At 67.6% G+C, this 18,288-nt stretch carries 14 protein-coding genes; 5 read left to right on the top strand and 9 right to left on the bottom strand.

Annotated elements, in window-relative coordinates; genetic code table 11:
- The first annotated feature begins 11 nt into the window (after positions 1 to 11).
- Both AC6R2M_RS00985 and AC6R2M_RS00980 read left to right on the top strand, forming a co-directional pair.
- Positions 12 to 914 (top strand): hydroxymethylglutaryl-CoA lyase, encoded by a 903-nt coding sequence (locus AC6R2M_RS00985; RefSeq protein ID WP_500484617.1) that lies wholly within the window; start codon positions 12 to 14, stop codon positions 912 to 914.
- Positions 915 to 1,237: 323 nt separating this feature from the next.
- Entirely contained in the window at positions 1,238 to 2,224 is a 987-nt protein-coding gene (locus AC6R2M_RS00980; RefSeq protein ID WP_500484615.1) for a LysR family transcriptional regulator, read from the top strand.
- On the opposite strand, the gene AC6R2M_RS00975 is transcribed toward AC6R2M_RS00980, so the two are convergent.
- The 3 genes from AC6R2M_RS00975 to AC6R2M_RS00965 all read right to left on the bottom strand — a co-directional run bounded on the left by AC6R2M_RS00975 (position 2,134) and on the right by AC6R2M_RS00965 (position 4,673).
- Complete coding sequence (locus tag AC6R2M_RS00975) at positions 2,134 to 3,264, bottom strand: NAD/NADP octopine/nopaline dehydrogenase family protein (RefSeq protein WP_500484613.1); 1,131 nt, start codon at positions 3,262 to 3,264, stop codon at positions 2,134 to 2,136. The genes AC6R2M_RS00980 and AC6R2M_RS00975 overlap by 91 nt on opposite strands.
- A 2-nt stretch (positions 3,265 to 3,266) precedes the next feature.
- A complete protein-coding gene (locus AC6R2M_RS00970; protein WP_500484611.1) occupies positions 3,267 to 4,136 on the bottom strand; it encodes a Bug family tripartite tricarboxylate transporter substrate binding protein in 870 nt (289 codons plus the stop codon).
- Between the two features lie 255 nt (positions 4,137 to 4,391).
- A complete protein-coding gene (locus tag AC6R2M_RS00965; RefSeq protein ID WP_500484609.1) occupies positions 4,392 to 4,673 on the bottom strand; it encodes a hypothetical protein in 282 nt (93 codons plus the stop codon).
- A gap of 49 nt (positions 4,674 to 4,722) precedes the next feature.
- Between AC6R2M_RS00965 and AC6R2M_RS00960 the strand changes: the two genes are divergently transcribed.
- A complete protein-coding gene (locus AC6R2M_RS00960; protein ID WP_500484607.1) occupies positions 4,723 to 5,592 on the top strand; it encodes an inositol monophosphatase family protein in 870 nt (289 codons plus the stop codon).
- Here the strand turns inward: AC6R2M_RS00960 and AC6R2M_RS00955 are convergent.
- The gene (locus AC6R2M_RS00955; protein ID WP_500484605.1) at positions 5,541 to 6,572 is read right to left on the bottom strand and encodes a LacI family DNA-binding transcriptional regulator; all 1,032 of its coding nucleotides are present in this window, start codon (positions 6,570 to 6,572) and stop codon (positions 5,541 to 5,543) included. The genes AC6R2M_RS00960 and AC6R2M_RS00955 overlap by 52 nt on opposite strands.
- A 208-nt stretch (positions 6,573 to 6,780) precedes the next feature.
- Here AC6R2M_RS00955 and AC6R2M_RS00950 point away from each other — a divergent pair, with 208 nt between their 5' ends.
- On the top strand, positions 6,781 to 8,436 hold the full coding sequence (locus AC6R2M_RS00950) for a Na/Pi cotransporter family protein (RefSeq protein WP_500487437.1): 1,656 nt from the start codon (positions 6,781 to 6,783) through the stop codon (positions 8,434 to 8,436).
- 4 nt (positions 8,437 to 8,440) lie between these two features.
- On the opposite strand, the gene AC6R2M_RS00945 is transcribed toward AC6R2M_RS00950, so the two are convergent.
- Positions 8,441 to 10,057 (bottom strand): metallophosphoesterase, encoded by a 1,617-nt coding sequence (locus AC6R2M_RS00945; RefSeq protein ID WP_500484603.1) that lies wholly within the window; start codon positions 10,055 to 10,057, stop codon positions 8,441 to 8,443.
- A gap of 65 nt (positions 10,058 to 10,122) precedes the next feature.
- Here AC6R2M_RS00945 and AC6R2M_RS00940 point away from each other — a divergent pair, with 65 nt between their 5' ends.
- Entirely contained in the window at positions 10,123 to 10,893 is a 771-nt protein-coding gene (locus tag AC6R2M_RS00940; RefSeq protein ID WP_500484601.1) for a response regulator transcription factor, read from the top strand.
- 80 nt (positions 10,894 to 10,973) lie between these two features.
- Here the strand turns inward: AC6R2M_RS00940 and AC6R2M_RS00935 are convergent, their stop codons facing one another.
- The 4 genes from AC6R2M_RS00935 to AC6R2M_RS00920 form a co-directional block, all read right to left on the bottom strand.
- A complete protein-coding gene (locus tag AC6R2M_RS00935; protein ID WP_500484599.1) occupies positions 10,974 to 13,508 on the bottom strand; it encodes an ATP-binding protein in 2,535 nt (844 codons plus the stop codon).
- 82 nt (positions 13,509 to 13,590) lie between these two features.
- Entirely contained in the window at positions 13,591 to 14,682 is a 1,092-nt protein-coding gene (locus AC6R2M_RS00930) for an ABC transporter ATP-binding protein (RefSeq protein WP_500484597.1), read from the bottom strand.
- Positions 14,679 to 16,859 (bottom strand): ABC transporter permease, encoded by a 2,181-nt coding sequence (locus tag AC6R2M_RS00925; protein WP_500484595.1) that lies wholly within the window; start codon positions 16,857 to 16,859, stop codon positions 14,679 to 14,681. Before AC6R2M_RS00925 ends, AC6R2M_RS00930 begins: the two co-directional genes overlap by 4 nt.
- Positions 16,860 to 16,903: 44 nt before the next feature.
- Entirely contained in the window at positions 16,904 to 17,941 is a 1,038-nt protein-coding gene (locus AC6R2M_RS00920; protein WP_500484593.1) for an ABC transporter substrate-binding protein, read from the bottom strand.
- Positions 17,942 to 18,288: the final 347 nt, after the last annotated feature.

Here is an 18,288-nt window from a genome sequence, read left to right as displayed (position 1 = left end):
AGTTGCCCGAAATGACACTGCCGAATGCCGTGCGGATCGTCGAAGTGGGCCCGCGCGACGGGCTGCAGAACGAAAAGGTCGCGATCCCGACGGCGGTGAAGCTCGCTCTCATCGATCGTCTTCTGGAAGCCGGCTGCCGAACGATCGAAGCCGGCAGCTTCGTCTCGCCCCGCTGGGTGCCGCAGATGGCCGACAGCGCCGAAATCCTCGCGGCCGTGCCGAAGCAGAATGGCATCGACTACCCCGTCCTCGTTCCCAACATGAAGGGTCTGGAGGCGGCGGTGGAGGCCGGCGCACGCGAGATCGCCGTTTTTGCCGCGGCCTCGGAATCGTTCTCCCGCACCAACATCAACTGCACCATCGAGGAGAGCCTGGAACGCTTCGAACCGGTGACGGCGCGCGCCCTCGATCTCGGCATTCGCGTGCGCGGCTACGTGTCCTGCGTTCTGGGCTGCCCCTACGAGGGAGCGGTGGCGCCGGGGGCGGTCGCCCACGTGGCGAACCGGCTCTCCGCCCTTGGCTGCTACGAAATCTCGCTCGGCGACACGATCGGCACCGGCACACCGCGTGCGGCCGTCGCCATGGTGGAGGCCGTGGCCGAACACGTGCCGGTGGAAAGCCTCGCTCTCCATTTTCACGACACCTACGGGCAGGCCCTCGCCAACATCCTCGCCTGCCTCGAACTCGGCGTCGCGGTCGTGGATTCGGCCGTCGGCGGCCTCGGCGGCTGCCCTTACGCCAAGGGCGCGACCGGCAACGTCGCGACCGAGGACCTCGTCTACATGCTGGATGGAATGGGCATCGAGACCGGCATCGATCTGGAGAAGATCACGCAGGCGGGCCTCTTCATCGCCGGGGCGATCGGCCGACGCCCTGAATCGCACCTCGGTCGGCTGGCTGCAGCACGCGGTTGACGTGGCGAAAGGAAGCCAGCGGCCTGATCGGAACGGCGCGCTGGACGATCAATCGCAACGATCCGGTCGATGCCGGCTTCATGATCTCCTAGTTGGAGAGGCCCTTCAGGCAGACCGTCGGCGGGCCCCTCATGATACACACCCGCTCACTTGAGCCGGCCGGCGGTCGGCCGTTTCGAAGCGGGCGGAAAGGGCGAAGATGTCTGGAACGGACGAGCCGTTCGTCGTTCCGCATCTGGCTGCGCACGTCTCGTCGCCCCCTTTGACGATCATTCAGCCACGATCGTAAGTGTCGCTCTTCGGACCGGGGGAGGCTTGCCGAGGTGTCCAGCGATAAGGCGAGAGAATCGAACTCGGTCACGCGTTTGATCGCGTCTCTCCGCCTGCGCCAGCTTCAGATCATCAGCACTCTCGGCGACACGGGGAACATGCGAGCGGCCGCGCAGCGACTGAACATGACGACCTCCGCCGTCAGCAAGAGCCTGCACGAGGCGGAAGAGCTGTTCGGTACGCCCATTTTCCGCCGCCTCCCGCGCGGGCTCGCCACGACGTTCGCAGGCGACCTCGTCATCCAGCGAGCCCGGCTTCTGCTCGCGGAGATCGCGCTTCTCTCCGATGAGCTCTCGACCGCCCGTCAGGGCTCAGGCGGGACCCTCGTCATCGGGGCGCCGCCCTTCATCGCCTGGAGCTGGGTTCCGAAGCTTCTCGCGGCGCTCGCGCCCCAGCACCGGCCGTCCACCCGCATCGTCGAAGGGCGTCTGGCGGATATGACGAAGCGCTTCGACAGTGGCGACGTCGACATTCTCGTCACGATGGACTCCCCTTCGGAGCTCGGCGATCTGAAGCCGGACGGCTACGCGCTCGAGCCCGTCGGCCTCGACCGCTGGCTCATCGTCGGCAGACCGGAGCACCCGGCCTTGCGATTGCCCCGTGAGAAGGGAGGCATTTCCCTCGATGACCTCCGCTCGGTCGACTGGATCCTCCCGCCGCGCCCGACGAACGCCCGTCGCATGATCGAGGATCTCGCGCGAACGGCCAAGCTTTCACCCATCGTGCCGCGATACGAAAGCCTGAATGCGGCGACGAACCTGCGTCTGGCCGCCGAAGGCCTTGGCCTCACGGTCGTTTCCGACCATGCGGCTCAAGAGCTGATCGAGAGCGGACGCCTCGTCAGCCTGCCGGTCACACCGGCGCCTCCTGCGCTTCCGATCGTCCTCGTCTATCGGCTGACCGACGCGCGATACACCGGCGTCTCGGCCATCCGGTCGGCCGCGCAGCGCGTGTACAGCGAGGCTGCGTCGAGATCATGAAGCCCGATCCCCTCTGCGAGGTCGTTGCCGGCTCGAAAGTCGCGGCCATAACAGGCCTGGAGGATGTCGATCGCGCCGGTGAGGATCGGCGTCGGCGTTCCGGTCATCCGGCCCAGCCGCTCGAGGACGGCGAGGCCGTAGGGCGCGTCCTCCAGAACGTAGCGGTGCCACAGCGTTGAAGGCCCCTTGGGTCCCATTCCCTTCGCCTCGATGGCGCCGGCCATCTGATCGAGCGCCCCTTCCGGCACCCCATACGAGCGGGCGTAATGCTGACGAAGGCTGGGTAGGTCGAACCCGAAGGCCTGAGCCACCGAACGCCTTTCCGCATCCAGCGCTTCGGCCAGTCGTCCGACCGCCTCGGTGAAGTTGCCGAAGAGCGCCCACTCCTCTCCCTTGTCCATTCGGGTGACGTTGGGCAGGACTTCCGCGGCATGGGCGATCGGATTGATGTTCGCGAACAGCGGGCCGAGAAGATTGTCGGACCGGACGAAGGCCGTCCCGAACAGACCCCGACAGAGTGCGACCACCTGTTCCGACGTCTCGCCGAGGGCTGCGATATCGATGCGCGCCCGGATCGGGTTCACATGGACCTTCGCATTCTCGACGAAGTGAGCGGTCGTCAAGGTCGTTCCCCAGCCCGCGACGTCTACTGCTGCCCCGTTCCGTTTCGCGGCGTTCTCGATCCATAGAGGCGAGAGCGAAAGAGCTCCGCTGACGATGATCCGCTGACCGTCCCGCCAGACGCCGCCGAGCGGACCGAGAACACGCACGAAGGCGGTCGCAGGCAGGCATACGAAGAGCGTGTCGAAGCCTCCCAGATCGTTGGGCGTGACGACGAACTCCGCCTCGACCGAGGCTTCGACCGCCCCCTCGCTTCTGAAGGAAACCATGCCGGAGGATCTGTTGAGCCGTCCGGCGGTCGGTGAGTAGAGAGCGGCGGCATGCCCTCGTGCGGAGAGATGGGCCAGCGTCGCGCAGCCCACCGGTCCGGCTCCGACGACGGCGATGCGACCGGCCGGAGCGGCCTGCACGTTCGCCACGCTCAATTGTCCTCGATACCGCGCTCGGCGATCAGTTCACGCCATTGCCGCGTCTCGTCCATCGCGCTCTGACGCAACTCCTCGGGCGTCGAGACATCGATCACGACACCGATCTTCTGGAGACCTTCGCGCACGGAATCCTGCTGCGCGGCAGTGGCGACCGCCTCGTGCAACCGGTCGATGACGGGTTGAGGGGTTGCCGCGGGCGCGTAGAGCGCGAAGGTCGTGGTCGAGCGAAAACCTTCTAGCCCGGATTCCATGATCGTCGGGACATCCGGCAGCTTGGACGAGCGCTCCGGACTGCCGACGGCAACGGCGTCCAGCTGACCGCCCTCGATGAACTGGAGCGAAGCGCCGAGATCGAGGAACGCGATGTCGACCTCGCCTCCGGCGACGGCGGTCGCCGCGGGTGCACCGCCCTGGTACGGAACGTGCACCATGTCGATCCCGGCCAGCGCCATGAAGAGCTCCATCGCCAGATGGCTCGTGGTTCCGATCCCGCCGGAGGCGAAGGCCAAACGCCCGGGCTCGGCGCCCGCAACCGCGATCACGTCTGCCACGCTGGAGAGGTCGTTTCCGGGCGTGGAGGCCAGGAGAAGCGGGCTGGCCGCCAGCATTGCGATCGGCGCGAAGTCGGCCTCGTGGTCGTAGGGAAGCGACGGGAGGAAATTGCCGGCGATCGCGTAGGTGCTGTTCGTCGCAAGGGTGATCGTATAGCCGTTCGGCTCGGCGCGCGCGACGCTGGCATGGCCGATCGTCCCCGTCGCCCCCGGCCGATTTTCGATGATGACAGGCTGGCCGAGCGACTGCTCGAGACCGGACTGGAAGAGGCGCGCGACGATATCGACGGCGCCGCCTGCGGACCACGGCACGACGATCGTCACCGGACGGATTGGATAGTCTTCGCTTCCGAACGCAGGAAGCGGACTCGTGGCCACCATAGCGGCAAGGGTGATCGAGCGAAGCGACATCATCGGCCTGAACTCCAGTGAACCGGATCGACGCTAACGGGCGACCTTCCAGGCCACTACCGAATTGCCCTCAACGCCCGTTGCCTGCAAGTGAACGAGAATGCGCCAGGGCCAGCGACAACGGAACGCCGCCGCGCGATGCACACCCATGCAGTATCATCTTCGCGGAAACGGTTCGCAGTTGGGGAACTCGGGTGCCGTGACCTTGTCCGATGAACCCGCAGGCAGCGTTCGGACATCGAAGATCGGTTTGCACATCTGTGCAATTTCGATGGACAAGGGGCCGCGTGATGAATGAGTGTTCCATCGGGAGGCTGCGATTCGCGCGTTCTGGTCTTCGGGGTCGACGACCATCTGGACGAGATGATGCGCTTCCATACGACCACCGTGATCGACGACTTCGATCGGCGGCAGGACTGGCGGGGACTCCTGGCGCATCCGTCAAAGCCGCTGAGAGCCCCGGAAATCCTCGAAGAAAGCTTACAGGATGAACGTCACCACCCTCGGCCGCATCGAGCGCGAAGCGCCTGCCTCTGACCTCGATCTGCGCGCGACCCGGCTCTCGCAGATGATCCGCGAGGCCGGAGCCATCGCGCGAGCCGCGTTCGACGATCCTGTTCTCCTGCGCATGAAGGGGCCGCAGGACTTCCTGACGGAAACCGACGCGCAGGTGGAAAACCACCTTCGCGCGCGCATCGCGGCCGATTTTCCCGAGGACGGCTTTCTCGGCGAGGAAGGCGGCGGCACGCTCGCGGACGAGCTTTGGGTCGTCGATCCGATCGACGGCACCGCCAATTTCGCCCGACGCATTCCGCATTACTGCATCTCGATCGCCTTCGTGTCCCACGGAATCATCGAGATCGGTGCGATCTACGATCCGTCGCATGACGAGCTGTATCTGGCGAGAAGAGGCGGCGGTGCGACGCTCAACGGCAAGCCGATCGCCGTCTCCCGGACCAGTGAAGCGTCGGCGGCCTGCGTCGAACTCGGCTGGTCCACCCGCGTCGCGAACGATGTCTACTTCGATGTTCTGCGAAAGATTTCGGACGGCGGCGCGAACGTGCGGCGGGCCGCGACCGGAGCGCTCGGACTCGCCTATGTCGCGGACGGACGTTCGGATGCTTACGGCGAGTTGCACATGCAGCCATGGGACTGCCTGGCGGGCCTCCTTCTCGTCGAGGAAGCGGGCGGGCGGGTCTGCGACTTCCTGTCGGACGGAGGCCTCGACGGCGGCGGTCCGGTCCTGGCGACCTGTCCGGGCATGGCCGATCGTATGAGCGCGGCGACCGGGATCGCCTTGAAGCGTCAGGCGGCCGAGCGCGGACGCACCGTCCTGCGCCAGACGGGTTCCACATAGAAGGTCGTCTTGGCGGGGGCTTCCTCGTCGAGGAGCCCGCCATCCAGCCGCGAGACGATATGGCTGGCGATCTCCTCGATCGGCTGGCGGAACGTCGTCAACGCGTAGGATGGCCAGCCGGCTTGCTCGATGTCGTCGAACCCGACCACACAGAGCTCTTCGGGGATACGCAGGCCGAACTCGTGGCGCGCGACGTCCATGAAACCGCAGGCGATGAGGTCGGTCGCGCAGAAGACGCCGTCCGGCCGCTCGCGCCCGCTGAAGGCGCGTCGCGCGATCTCGGCGCCGGACTGGTGGACGGACGGCCCGAAGCGCCGCACCTCGACGCTCATGCCGCCCTCGGCCGCTGCCGCGACGAAGGCTTCCTCCCGCGCCCGGATGCTCGGGCTGCCGATGTCCGAGGCCGCGACGAGCAAGCGCTTACAACCGGCCCTCTCAAGCATGTGGAAGGCTTCCGTCGCGGCGCGGCGGCTGGTGACCTCGAGCGTTTCCGGCCCCGGTTCGGGATGGTCGCGATTGAGGAGAATGACGTGCTGGCCATTGGCGAGGCAGGTCGCGATCAGCGACGCCGCCGGCTGCCCCGAGAGAACCACGGTCGCGTCCGCGCGGTATTGAAGCGTCTGGCGCAGCGCCGCTTCCACGCGCTCGGCATCCCCCGAGGTGTTGATGACCATCGAGACCTTTCCCGCCGCCTGAAGACGGCGCGTCAGGGCATCGAGCAGCTGCGACTGGTAGGGCGTCCCGACATCGGTGACCACGAGCGAGACGATATTGCTCGCATCCCGGGTCAAACCGCGAGCCAGATGGTTCACATGGTAGCCGAGCGCTTCGGCGGCCGCGAGAACCTTCCGACGGGTCTTCGGCGAGACACTCGCCCCGTCTGTGAAGGTTCGCGAGACGGCCGAGCGCGAAACGCCTGCGGCGCGCGCCACGTCCTGGGCGCTGACGAAGGATCGCGACGGGCGTTCGGCTCTGCTCATCGTTTCCGGATCGGCTCGCTTAACGAACGCCTGCACAAGGATGCAGGCTTCCCAGCCACTCCGCGATCATAGCACGGCGGAAACTCTGTCCGCAAAGTCCAACGGCCGGCGGTTACGACCAAACGAAACGGCGTTGCACACCTATGCAAGGCCACTCTAAAGTCTCTGGCGAGACAGCTGATGTCGAACGTCCCTCAAGGAGCCGGCGATCAACGCCAACCTCGTCCTCATCGACCTTCTGGGCGGGGCCGCCCTCCTTCTTTGGGGGCTGCGGCTCATCAAGACGGGCATGCTGCGCGCCTTCGGAGCCTCGCTCCGAAGCTCGATCGCGCGCGGCACGTCGAACCGCGCCCTCGCCGCCCTCGTCGGCGCGGTGGCGACGGTCGCCGTCCAGTCCAGCACGGCGACCGCCGTCATCACCTCCTCCTTTGCCGCCCGTGCCCTGATTTCTGGCGTGATGGCGCAGGCGGTCATGCTCGGCGCCAATGTCGGTACCGCGATCGCGGCAGCGCTCCTTTCGCTCGACATCCACTGGCTCTCGCCGCTCATGATCCTGCTCGGCGTCGCCATCTTCTCGCGAGCGCGGCAGGCGAACGGAAAGGGGATCGGCCGCGCGCTTCTCGGCCTCGGCCTGATGCTTCTGGCGCTCGACCTGCTCGGCCAGGCGACGGAGCCGATCCGCGCCTCCGCGGCCGTCATCTCCGCCCTGTCGAGTCTCGGGGAAGCGCCGGTCCTCGGCCTGCTCTTCGGCGCGATCCTCGCCTTTCTCGCCTCGTCGAGCCTCGCGGTGGTCCTCTTCGTCGCGCTGCTGGCGGGCAGCGGGGTCGTCTCACCCCTCACCGCGCTCGTCCTCGTGGCCGGCGCCAATCTCGGCGGCGCGGTGCCCCCTTACATCGCGGTGCTCGCGGAAGGGGCGGAGGCGCGGCGGATCGCGGCGACCAATCTCGGCATTCGCGCGCTCGGCGCCGTGGTCGTCACCGTCCTTGCGCCCTGGCTCGCGCCGCTTCTTTCGGGCATCTGGCCGGACACCGCGCAGATGGCTCTCGCATCGCACTTCGCTTTTTCCGCAGTGCTGCTTCTTCTGTTTCTGCCGATCCTCGGGCCCGTCACGCGGGGTGCGGAGCGCCTTGTGCCCTCCTCGACAGCGCAGCGGTTCGGCCCGCAATATCTCGACGATACGGCTCTCTCGACGCCCGCGATCGCCATCTCTCTGGCGGCGCGCGAAACCCTGCGCCTCGGCGATCTCGTCAACGAGCTTTTGTCCGGCAGCCTGCGCGCACTCCAGGGAAACGACCCGGCGGACCGGGACCGCCTCGTCGCGATCGAGCGGGACATCGACACGCTCTACGGCGCCATCAAGTCCTACCTTGCCGCGCTCGGGCGCGAAGGACTGGACGAAGACGATGTGAAGCGGGCGGGCGAGGTGATGTCCTATGCGGTCAACCTCGAGCATGTCGGCGACATCATCGATTCCGGCCTCGTCGATCTCGCGGCCAAGAAGGCGCGACGCAGTCTCAGCTTCTCGGCGGAAGGGCTCGCCGAGATCACGAGCTTCTACCACCGCACGCTCGACATCCTGCAGACTGCCCAGAGCGTGTTTCTGACGCGCGACGCGGACCTCGCGCGCCAGCTCGTCCACGCCAAGGTGGACGTGCGCCGGCTGGAGACGAATTCGGCGGAACGGCATCTGGAGCGGTTGCGCGCCCAGCGCACCGAGACGATCGAGACCTCCGGCATGCATCTCGACGTCCTGCGCGACCTCAAGCGCGTCAACGCGCATCTGATCTCGGTCGCCTACCCCATTCTCGACGATCTCGGAGCGCTCGGGGAATCGCGTCTGAAGCCCCTCGACGGCGAGCGCTGAGACCTCAGCCAGCCTCGTCGCCGTGGAGATAGGCGCGCAGCATCCGGCCGAAGAGAACGAGGCGATCGCGATGCTCGCCCGACGCCGCACCTCCGTCCGAGAGCCGTTCCGCAAGCCGATGGTAGCCGGCGAGCCTCTCGGCAGGCATCCGTTCCACCGCCGCGCGGTGACCGTTGCGGAACCGGTAGAAGTCGGCCACGAGGTCGACGAAGGAGCGGTCGAGAAGCTCGCTCGGCAGACCGCTGCGGTCCTGTATGAGATCACGCACCGTCGAGCTGGCGAAGGCGGCCACGAGGTCCTGCGGCCACTCCTGCGGCAGATAGCGCCGGACCGCCATTTCCCGCACATGCTCGGAAAGGAAAGCGCCGTAGCTCTGCGCTCCGAGGATCGGCGCCGCGGGGTCCGACGCGCGGTACAGATCGAAGAAGGCATCGAAATCCTTCGGCTCGACCTCGCGGTAGGCGAACGTCATTTCCTGGCTCGAGAGGGCGACGCTCTTCCAGCCGCCCGGGAAGGCGACGAGCGAGGGCAAGGCGAAGTTCGTGAGGTCATGGTCGCCGGACCGTACCCGGGAGACAGCCTCGACGTGCAGGTGCCCGCTGAAGTGATGGGAGAGCCCGGTGCCCGCGAGGCGCTCGGCTACGTGGGGCATGGGCGTGCGCCGTCCCATGGACGTGTCGCCAAAGAGTTCGCGTTCCTCTCGAAGCGTTCCGCGCAAGGGGTCGATCATCGGATAGTGCGAGAAGGTCAGAAGCGCCTTGCCGCCGGCCTTCGCGCGGCGGACGACGTCGGCGATCCAGTCGAGAACGAAACCCTTGTGCTCCACCATCGCGTTCCACCCCGCATCGGTGGAGTCTGAAACGGCGTCGGGCGCGCGCTGGTCGGGGCGTCCGTCGCGGGGCGCGAAGACGTTGGCGTCGAGGGAGAGAATCCAAAGCCCGTCTTCCGGCTCCACGAGATAAGACGCGTCGATCTGGCGATGGCGGATCGCGCCGTCCGGCGAACGCATCTCGAAGACGCGGTCCGATGCTGCGCCGCTCCCGCCGAACGGCGTCTCCCAGAGAAGGTCGTCCTCACGCGGACCGAGGCCGAAGCGGCTCCATTTGCGGAGTGCGGCGGGATATCCCTCGCAGGCCATGGCGGCGCTTTGAATGTCCGCCTCGGCGCCGCTGCCGACGGAGACGGCGGCGCCGCCTGCCGCAAGGAAGCGCTTGGTGTGGTCGCGCCCGTGCATGCCGAAGAAATCGTGGTTGCCGGGCGTCAGGTAGAAGCGCAGCCCATGCCGCGCCTCGTAGTCGGACAGAAGCGCGCAGGCCGCCGCCATCGTGGCCGCCTGTCCGTCGTCGGTCAGGTCGCCGGCGATGACGACGTGACGAATGCCTTCGGCAACGACCTGATCCAGGGCCGAGGGCAGTGCGAAGAAGCTTTCGTTGTAGATGCGGGTCGAGGCCCCGCTATCCGCCAGCGTCCGAACAGCGGCACGCCTCACGCCTCGCCAATCGATGCCATCGAAGCCGAAGTCGGCGTCCACGGCGTGATAATGCGGATCAGCCAGAAGCGCGAGACGGAAAGGAGCGGAACGGGCGGCTTGCGTCATGCGGAGCTTTCGGATCGCGGGCATTCTGGCCTTTCGGCCGTGGCTGTGATGAAACGAGGGGATGTCGGCCGGAGGAGCGGCCGGGAGGCATGACGCTGGAAGACGCAACATCCATCGCGGTCGTCGACGACGACCGCACCCTGCGGGAAACGCTCGCGGACGGCCTGCGATCGGCCGGCTTCCGCCCGCTTCTGTACCCGGATGCCCGTTCGCTGGTGGAGGCGGTTTCGGCCGGCATCCCGCATGGCCTGATCCTTCTCGATCTCGCCCTCCCGGACGAGGACGGCCTGACCGTTGCCGTCGAGGTTCGAAGACGCTCCCGTACGCCGATCATCATGCTGACGGGGCGCGGTGGGCGGGCGGACCGGATCGAGGGGTTTGAGACGGGCGCGGACGACTACGTCGTCAAGCCATTCGACATGGAGGAGCTGCTGGCACGGGTGCGGGCAGTGCTCCGTCGCACGTCGGGTGAGCCTGCAGCGACCCCTCCCGCGCCGGAGATCCGGCGAGGCTATGCCTTCGCGGGGCGGAAGGTCGATCTCGACCGCCGCCGTCTTCTCGACGAGAACGGGAGCAACGTCTCGCTCACCGTCGCGGAGTTCGATCTTCTGAACGCCTTCCTCAACCATTCGGGCCGTCTTCTCAGTCGCGAGCGCCTGCTCGACCTCTTGCCGGGCGCGAACGAAGATGTCTTCGATCGAACCATCGACGTCCTCGTTCTTCGCCTGCGCCGCAAGGTCGAGCCCAATCCGTCCCAGCCGCAGTTCATCCGCACCGAGCGCGGGCGCGGCTATCTCTTCACACCGGGCGTCACTGCGATCGGGAGTCAGGACATCGTCGGGGCGACCGAGCCTCGTTAGCCGCCCTGCACCAGACTGCTCGATCAGCCTCGACGAGACGTCCCGAGCGGCCTCCGGACGCGAAAAGAGGCGCGCCAAGTTCAGGACGACGCGCTCGTGATCGAAGCCAGCGCTGCGCGAAGCGCTTCGGCGCGAAACGGCTTTCGGAGAACCGGCCATTCCGGATCGACCGTCTCTGCGCCTTCGTAGCCTGTCGTCAGGAGGACGAGGATGTGCCGGTCGGCGCGCCGTGCCCTGGCCGCCAGTTCCCGACCGTCTCCACCGGGACCCAGGACGATGTCCGTCAGGAGGATTCCGAAGCGCCCGTTGGCCAGCGCCGATTCCGCGGCGTCCATGGACCCTGCCGGAACGACCTCGTATCCCATGCCGTCCAGCATGTCGGCGGTGGCCGCGAGGACGCGCGGATCGTCGTCCACGAGGAGAACGCGGCCGCCTTGTCCCGCAGGTACTCGAAACGTCCCGGAGGCCGGTCGGTCGTCGGCGGCCGGTGGATCGGCGGCTGGAAGCGTGAGAATGAAAGCTGTGCCTCCGTCTGGCGAGGACTTCACCTCGATCGTGCCGCCCGACTGCTGGACGAAACCGTAGACCATCGACAGACCGAGTCCGCTGCCGCGACCGAACGGTTTCGTCGTGAAGAACGGCTCGAAGATCCGCGCCAAGACGTCCGATGTCATGCCGGGCCCATCGTCGCGAACCTCAATGCGGACGCCGTCCTGTACCGCCGAGGCCGACAGAACGACGAATGTCCCCTTCCCTCCGGCCAGGGCGTCGCGCGCATTGTAGAGAAGGTTGACGAGGGCATTGTCGAACTGAGCCGCGTCCACGCTCGCCCAGGCCGGGTCGTCGGCCTCGACCCGAACGTCGATCGACGGATCGAGTCCCGCCTCGAGAAGGGCGGCGACCTCCCGCAGACGCGAGCCGGTTTCGACCGGCTCGGGAAGCAGAGGCTGACGGCTGGCGAAGGCGAGCAGCCGGTCCGTCATGGCTGCGCCGCCTTCCGCGGCGTCGATTGCGCGCAGAACCCGCGCGCGTGTCGCGACCGTCAGCCCCGGGTCGCCCTCGACCAGTTGAAGGTTGAGCGTGATGGCCGCCAGAAGATTGTTGAAGTCGTGCGCGATGCCCCCGGTCAGGCGGCCCATCGCCTCCAGCCGCTGGGCCTGCCGCAACCGCTCCTCCAGCGTCCGCCGCTCGGTCAGGTCGGAGAGGGTGACGACGAGCCAGCCGTCCGGCGTGCGCACACCGCGCACCTCCACCGTACGGCCGTCGGGATGGGCGAGTTCGGCCGAGAAGCTGTCGCGCTCGGCCGCCTTGGTGAGCCGTTCGGCGGCGATCGCGCGCCCTTCCAGCGTGCGCGACAGCGTGCCGCGCTCTAGGAAAGCCTCCACGATCACGGTGGCAGGCAGCCCGTCCTGTACCAGCGACGGCGGCAGCCCGCTGAGCTCCACGAAGCGTGGATTGGAGGCCAGCAGCCGGTTGCCTGCGTCGAACAGCGCGATGCCGCTGTCGGTGTTGCGGACGATGGCGTCGAGAAGGCGATGGTTGTCATCGAGCCGCGCCAGAAGTCGCTCGCGCTCCAACGCCTGTGCCTTGAACACCGAGAAGGCCCGCGCGAGGTCGCCGATCTCGTCCTTGCGGGTGAGGCCCGGCGCTTCGGCGCTCTGATCGCCCGAAGCGAGGCGCGTCAGAGCGTCGGTCGCGCCGCGAAGATTGGCCGCGACGTCGCGGATGAGAAGTGATGCGGCCAGAACGACAAGCGCCAGGCAGCACAGCCCGAGCGCGAAGAACGCCCAGCGTCCGAGATTGAGGATGCCGAGCGTCGTGTTGCCGCGGTCGAGGGCGGCCGCGTTGACGCGCGACGCGAAGGAGCGGACGAAATCGTTCAGCTGTCCCGAGCCGACCGAAATCGCGGCGGCGAAGATGCGGGTGCGGGCTGCGGCATTCAGGTCCGCACGTTTGCGCTCGAAGATCGTGGACAGAGAGGCGATGTCGTCGCCGAGCACATCGGCGCTCGCGTCTGTCGCGCTGCTGCGGAAGGCGCCGAGAGCGGCCGAGAACCGGGCCTGGGCACTCAGGAGACCGGGCTCGTCGCGCGCGGTCGCGGCGGACATGGCGGCCGCGATCGCCGCCTGTCCGAAGACCGTCGCCTGTGGCGGGAGACGCGTCGAGATGAGGCGCTCGGCCACCGCTTCGCTTTCGGCGACGGCCCCCGCCAGTTCCTCGTCGAACGACAGGCGAAGCGCTGTGACGGCGACGAGCTCGTTCGTGATCCCGTCCAGCCGGTTGATCAGCCGCACGATCGCCGGAACCTCGGTGGGCGCGGCCCGGTTCGCCTGTCCCAGGCGCGGAAGCTGCGCCGTCAGCTCGCGCAGTTCGTCGAGACGACGGTGCAGGGAGTCGCTCGCGCTCGCGAGTTCCGCCCGGTCCCGTGCCAGGACGGACACCGCGGCGAGCGCGCCGAAGCTCGTCCCGCGTTCGGCCAGCGTCATGATCCGCGTCAGATCGGCCAGGGCCTCTTCCTGCTGGAGCTGAAGCACGCGTTCGGTGCGCGCGAACCCGAACCAGCCGAGGAGGCCGGCCGCCACGAGGACCACCGACAGAATGGCGAGCACGACCATGAGGCGGCCGTGAACGCTCGCGCCCCGATTGAAGACGCGCGCGAGCCCGCGCGAAGCGCCTTGTCGACGCGCCGGCGCCGTCCTATCGGGCGACGAGCGCGACACCGCTTTCGTTCAGGCGCGCAAAGGCTCTGGCGCCCGGGGAAAGGGCCGCCGCGGGCTCGCCCAGAGCGAAGAGCTCTCCGACCTCGCTCGCCAAGACATACTCCATATGGGACCCGAGATAGGTGGCCTTGCGCACCTCCACCGGCAGACTGTTGGCGGTGTGCTCCCGATCGAGCCGGATGGCAACGGGACGCACCGCCACCATCACCTCGTCGGAGAGCCCGCGCGGTTCGTGCACGGTCAGGCGCACCGGTCCGACCTCGACCTCCGCCGCCTCCCCGTCGCGCCGCACGATGCGGCCCTCGGCAAGGTTGGCCGCGCCGATGAAGTCGGCGACGAAGCGATCCCGCGGGCGTTCGTAGAGCTCGCGCGGGGTGCCCTCCTGCGCGATCACCGAGCGGTTCATCAGGATGACGCGATCCGAGACGGCGAGGGCCTCCTCCTGGTCGTGGGTGACGTAGACCGAGGTCAGGCCGAGCTTCTGCTGCAGGTCGCGGATGTCCTCGCGCATGCGGCGGCGCAGCTTGGCGTCGAGATTGGAGAGGGGCTCGTCGAAGAGAAGCACCTCGGGCTCCAAGACGAGCGCCCGAGCCACGGCCACGCGCTGCTGCTGGCCGCCCGAGAGCTCGCTCGGCAGACGGTCGCCGAAGCCGGCGAGGCCGACGAGCGCCAGCCCTTCCTCCGCCTTCGCAAGACGCGCCTTCTTCGACAGGGGCCCCGTTTCCAGTCCGAAGCCGACATTCTCCGCCACGCTCATATGGGGGAAGAGCGCGTAGCTCTGAAACACCATCGTGACGTTGCGGTCCGTCGCCGGCAGCAGCGTCACGTCGCGCCCCCCGATCAGGATCTGCCCCTCGCTCGCGGCTTCCAACCCCGCGATCATGCGCAGGGTCGTCGTCTTGCCGCAGCCTGAAGGTCCGAGCAGCGTCACCAGCGTGCCCGGTTCGATCCGGAAGGAGATGTCGTCCACCGCCGTGACGCTGCCGAACCGTCGGGTGACGTTCCGGAACTCGACCGCGCCGGCTTCGGCGGGGTGCTGGACGACGGGGGTCGTGGTCTGGCGGGTCATGCTGGCACCTCTTGGATGCGCGCGGCGCGCGTCGCGGCCTTGCCGGCGCGGCGGCCGAGGCGGCGCTCGCCGACAACGAGCTGGATGAGGGTGATGACGAGGCCCATGAAGACGATCAGCACCGAGGAGTAGGCGATCGCGAGGCCGAAATCGCCGGCCTCCACACGGCCGACGATGTAGGAGGTCGCCAGATCGTGCCGCGCTGAGACGAGGAAGACGACCGCGCTGACCGACGTGATCGCGCGGACGAACGAGTAGACGAGCGCGGCGACGATCGCCGGCCGCAGCAGCGGCACGATGACCCGGCGCACGGTGCGCGCGCTGGAAGAGCGAAGCGTCAGCGCGCACTCGTCGAGGCTCCTGTCGATCTGGCTCATCGCGGCCACGCCCGCCCGGATCGAGACCGGCATGTTGCGGAAGATGAAGCAGATGACGAGGATGACGGCGGTTCCCGTCAGCTCGATCGGCGGCGCGTTGAACGCGAGGATGTAGCTGACGCCGATCACCGTTCCGGGAATGGCGAAGCTCATCATCGTCATGAATTCGAAGGCGCCCTTGCCCGCGAAGCGCTGACGCACGAGGAGATAGGCCGTGAGGAGCCCGATCCCCGCCGTCAGCGGTGCCGAGATCGTCGCGATCTGCATGGTCGTGAAGAACGAGTTCCAGGCCCGGCCCGACCAGAGGATGCCGTGCTCGGTCCACTCGACGGAGAAGCCCGACAGATAGTGGCGCAGCGTCAGCGCATTGTTGCGGCCCCAGTTCTCGACGAAGCCGCCGACGAGGATCAGCGCGTACAGAACGAAGGTGAAGGTCGCCCAGGGAATGGCCGTGCCGAAGACCAGCCAGCGCACGCCTTTGGGGAGTTCTGCCGGAACGCCGGAGTCGCCCTTGCCCCCCAGCGTCGTGTAGGACTTCTTGCCGAGCCAGGAGCGCTGCAGCCAGAAGGCGCCGATGCAGAGCGCCAGAAGGACAACCGCGAGAGCGGCCGCGCGCCCCGGATCGACCTGCGCACCGACCACCGCATAGAAGATGCGCGTCGACAGCACCTCGTAATTGCCGCCGAGAACCAGCGGATTGCCGAAATCGGCGAGGCTCTCGATGAAGCCGATGAGGAAGGCATTGGCGAGACCGGGGCGCAGCAGCGGCCACGTCACGCGCCTGAACGTGTGCCACCGGCTCGCCCGCAGCGTTTGCGAGGCCTCCTCCATCGAGGGCGAGATGCCCTGCACGACGCCGATCATAACGAGGAAGGAGATCGGCGTGAAGGCCAGCGTCTGCGCGAGGAGGATGCCCGGCAGGCCGTAGATCCATCGCGACAGGCCGAGATCGAACCAGTCGTTCAGCGCCAGCGTCACCGTGCCGTTGCGCCCGAACAGAAGGATCAGCGCGAGACCGATGACGAAGGGCGGCGTGATGATCGGCAGGACCGTGAGGAGGCGGAGCGAGCGCTTGAACCGGAACCCGGTGCGCACCGCCACGAGCGCGAAGGCGAGGCCGAGAAGCGTCGTCGTCGTGCCGGTCAGAACGGCGAGGAAAAGGCTCGTCCAGGCAACGCCGCAGCGCGTGCCGCCCCCGAGGCAGCCGAGGCTCCAGATGTCCGGGGAACTCAGACGCTGGATGAAGGTGAGAAGCGCTGACTGCCCCTCCGGCGCCTGCGCAGCGCCCGCGAGGACGTAGAAGACCGGCAGGAAGACGAAGATCAGGATCGAGGCGATGACGAGCCCGATCGCGCCGGTGGTGAAGCGGTCTCCCTTCATGGCCCCCTTGGCCGCGAGCCCGCCCGTCAGAAGGAAGAGGAGCGCGGCGAGCGTGACGAGCGCGCCGAGGCCGAGGCCCGGCTGCGTCGCCTCCGTCGCCCCGAAGAGGTTTTCGAAGAACGAGAACCCCCAGCCTCGGTGGTTCAAGGCAAAGCCCTGGGCCAGCACATAGGCGAAGCCGAAGCCGCCGGACAGGACGAGGAGATCGCCCGCCCGGCGTCCGTCGCGGATGGCGAGAAGCGGCAGGAGCAGCGGCAGCGCAAGGACGAGGAGCCAGCTCCGTCCGTCCAGCAGGCCGAGCGCCAGGGCCGAGAGCGGAACGGACAGCTCCGTGCCGCCACGAGGCGGGTAGGCGTACCAGGGCAGGAGGGCGTAGCCCGCCCAGCCGACGGCCAGCCAGATGATATGGCTTCGATGCATCGAACCGGCCTCCCGCCTCTTTTCCCCTCCCCTGCCTCCTCAGGTCAGTTGCGGCTGCCGATCTCGGAGTCCCATCGGCCCAGCAGACGGTCGCGCTCGGCCGTATCGCCGTACTTCACGAAGTCGTACTCGATGAGCTCGATCTCTTCGAGATCGGGCGCGTCCTCGGGAATGGCGGCGTTGACGTTGGAGGGCACCTGGAAGCTCTGCGACGCAGCGCCGACCTCCTGCGCGGCCGCCGTCAGCGCCCAGTCGTACCATTGACGCGCGGCCTCCGGGTTCGGCCCGTCCTTGATCAGCGACATCGATCCGATCTCATAGCCCGTGCCCTCGCAAGGCGCGGCCACCTCGACCGGGAAGCCGCCGACGACCTGCGTCACGCCGTCATGGATGAAGACGACGCCGACCATGGTCTCGCCGCGCGCGGCGGCCGAGGCCGGTGCCGAGCCGGAGCGCGTGTACTCGTTGATGTTGGCGTTCAGAGCGCCCAGATACTCGAAGGCCTCGTCCTCTCCCAAAAGCTGGACGAGGGTCGCGAGCGCCGTATAGGCGGTGCCCGACGACATCGGGTTCGCCATCTGCACCTCGCCCTCGAACTCGGGCTTGATCAGGTCGGCCCAGCAGCGCGGCGCCTCCAGTCCGGCATCGGCCAGGAGCTCGGTGTTGTAGACGAAGCCCAGCGCGCCCGCGTAGATCCCGACCGTCTTGTACTCCGACTGCTCGGCCTGCTGCGTTGCCCAAGGCTGGAGTTCGGCCAGCATGGGGGACTCGTAGGCTTCGGTCAGATCCTCCTGAGCGGCCTGCAGATGCGGATCGCCCGTGCCGCCCCACCAGACGTCGCCGCGCGGATTGCTGGCCTCGGCCCGGATCTGGGCGAAGGTCTCGCCGGAGCCCTTGCGGGTGATGTTCACCTGCACGCCGGTTTCGCGCGTGAAGGCGTTCGCCATGGACTGGCACCAATCCTCCAGGACGCTGCAATAGACGGTCAACGCCTGCGCGTTCGCTGCGCCGACCGGGGCGGCGGAGCCGAGCCCGACGATCGCCGCGGAAAGCGCAAGGCGGGAAACAGGATTGAAATTCATCACGTCGTTCCTCCCGATAATGGACGGTGTGCCCCTCAGACGCTCGGCGTCGGCGAGCTTCCGAAAGGCTCCGCCGAAATGATGCAAGACAGACCCAAGGGAGCTGGCGGCTCCGGCGCGATCAATGCGAAGAGCAGCCCGCCGCTCCTCCTCAAGCGCGGCGGAGACGATCCTTAGCGATGCGCTCTCCCGGAACGATGACGAATGTTACAATCGCAGACGTCGGGCCGTAGACCGAGTCTTCACCCGCGTGACGACCTATGGAGCGAACCGCACGAGGTTTACCGAAGGCTCCGGATTCCAAGACAGTCCCGGCCTGCCGCGAATGGACCATGGATCGAACGGAA

The sequence above is a fragment of the Aureimonas sp. CAS genome (genome assembly GCF_059838215.1).
The sequence above is the reverse complement of the archived record's forward strand: the minus strand, read 5'-3'. Positions and strand labels throughout refer to the sequence as shown.

Excerpts from the sequence above, each read along its gene's own strand:
- AC6R2M_RS00985 (WP_500484617.1), top strand. The coding sequence starts at position 12 with ATGACACTGCCGAATGCCGTGCGGATCGTCGAAGTGGGCCCGCGCGAC.
- AC6R2M_RS00965 (WP_500484609.1), bottom strand. The coding sequence starts at position 4,673 with ATGCGCCAGGAGTCCCCGCCAGTCCTGCCGCCGATCGAAGTCGTCGAT.
- AC6R2M_RS00960 (WP_500484607.1), top strand. The coding sequence starts at position 4,723 with ATGAACGTCACCACCCTCGGCCGCATCGAGCGCGAAGCGCCTGCCTCT.
- AC6R2M_RS00955 (WP_500484605.1), bottom strand. The coding sequence starts at position 6,572 with ATGAGCAGAGCCGAACGCCCGTCGCGATCCTTCGTCAGCGCCCAGGAC.
- AC6R2M_RS00945 (WP_500484603.1), bottom strand. The coding sequence starts at position 10,057 with ATGCCCGCGATCCGAAAGCTCCGCATGACGCAAGCCGCCCGTTCCGCT.
- AC6R2M_RS00940 (WP_500484601.1), top strand. The coding sequence starts at position 10,123 with ATGACGCTGGAAGACGCAACATCCATCGCGGTCGTCGACGACGACCGC.
- AC6R2M_RS00935 (WP_500484599.1), bottom strand. The coding sequence starts at position 13,508 with ATGGTCGTGCTCGCCATTCTGTCGGTGGTCCTCGTGGCGGCCGGCCTC.
- AC6R2M_RS00930 (WP_500484597.1), bottom strand. The coding sequence starts at position 14,682 with ATGACCCGCCAGACCACGACCCCCGTCGTCCAGCACCCCGCCGAAGCC.
- AC6R2M_RS00925 (WP_500484595.1), bottom strand. The coding sequence starts at position 16,859 with ATGCATCGAAGCCATATCATCTGGCTGGCCGTCGGCTGGGCGGGCTAC.
- AC6R2M_RS00920 (WP_500484593.1), bottom strand. The coding sequence starts at position 17,941 with ATGAATTTCAATCCTGTTTCCCGCCTTGCGCTTTCCGCGGCGATCGTC.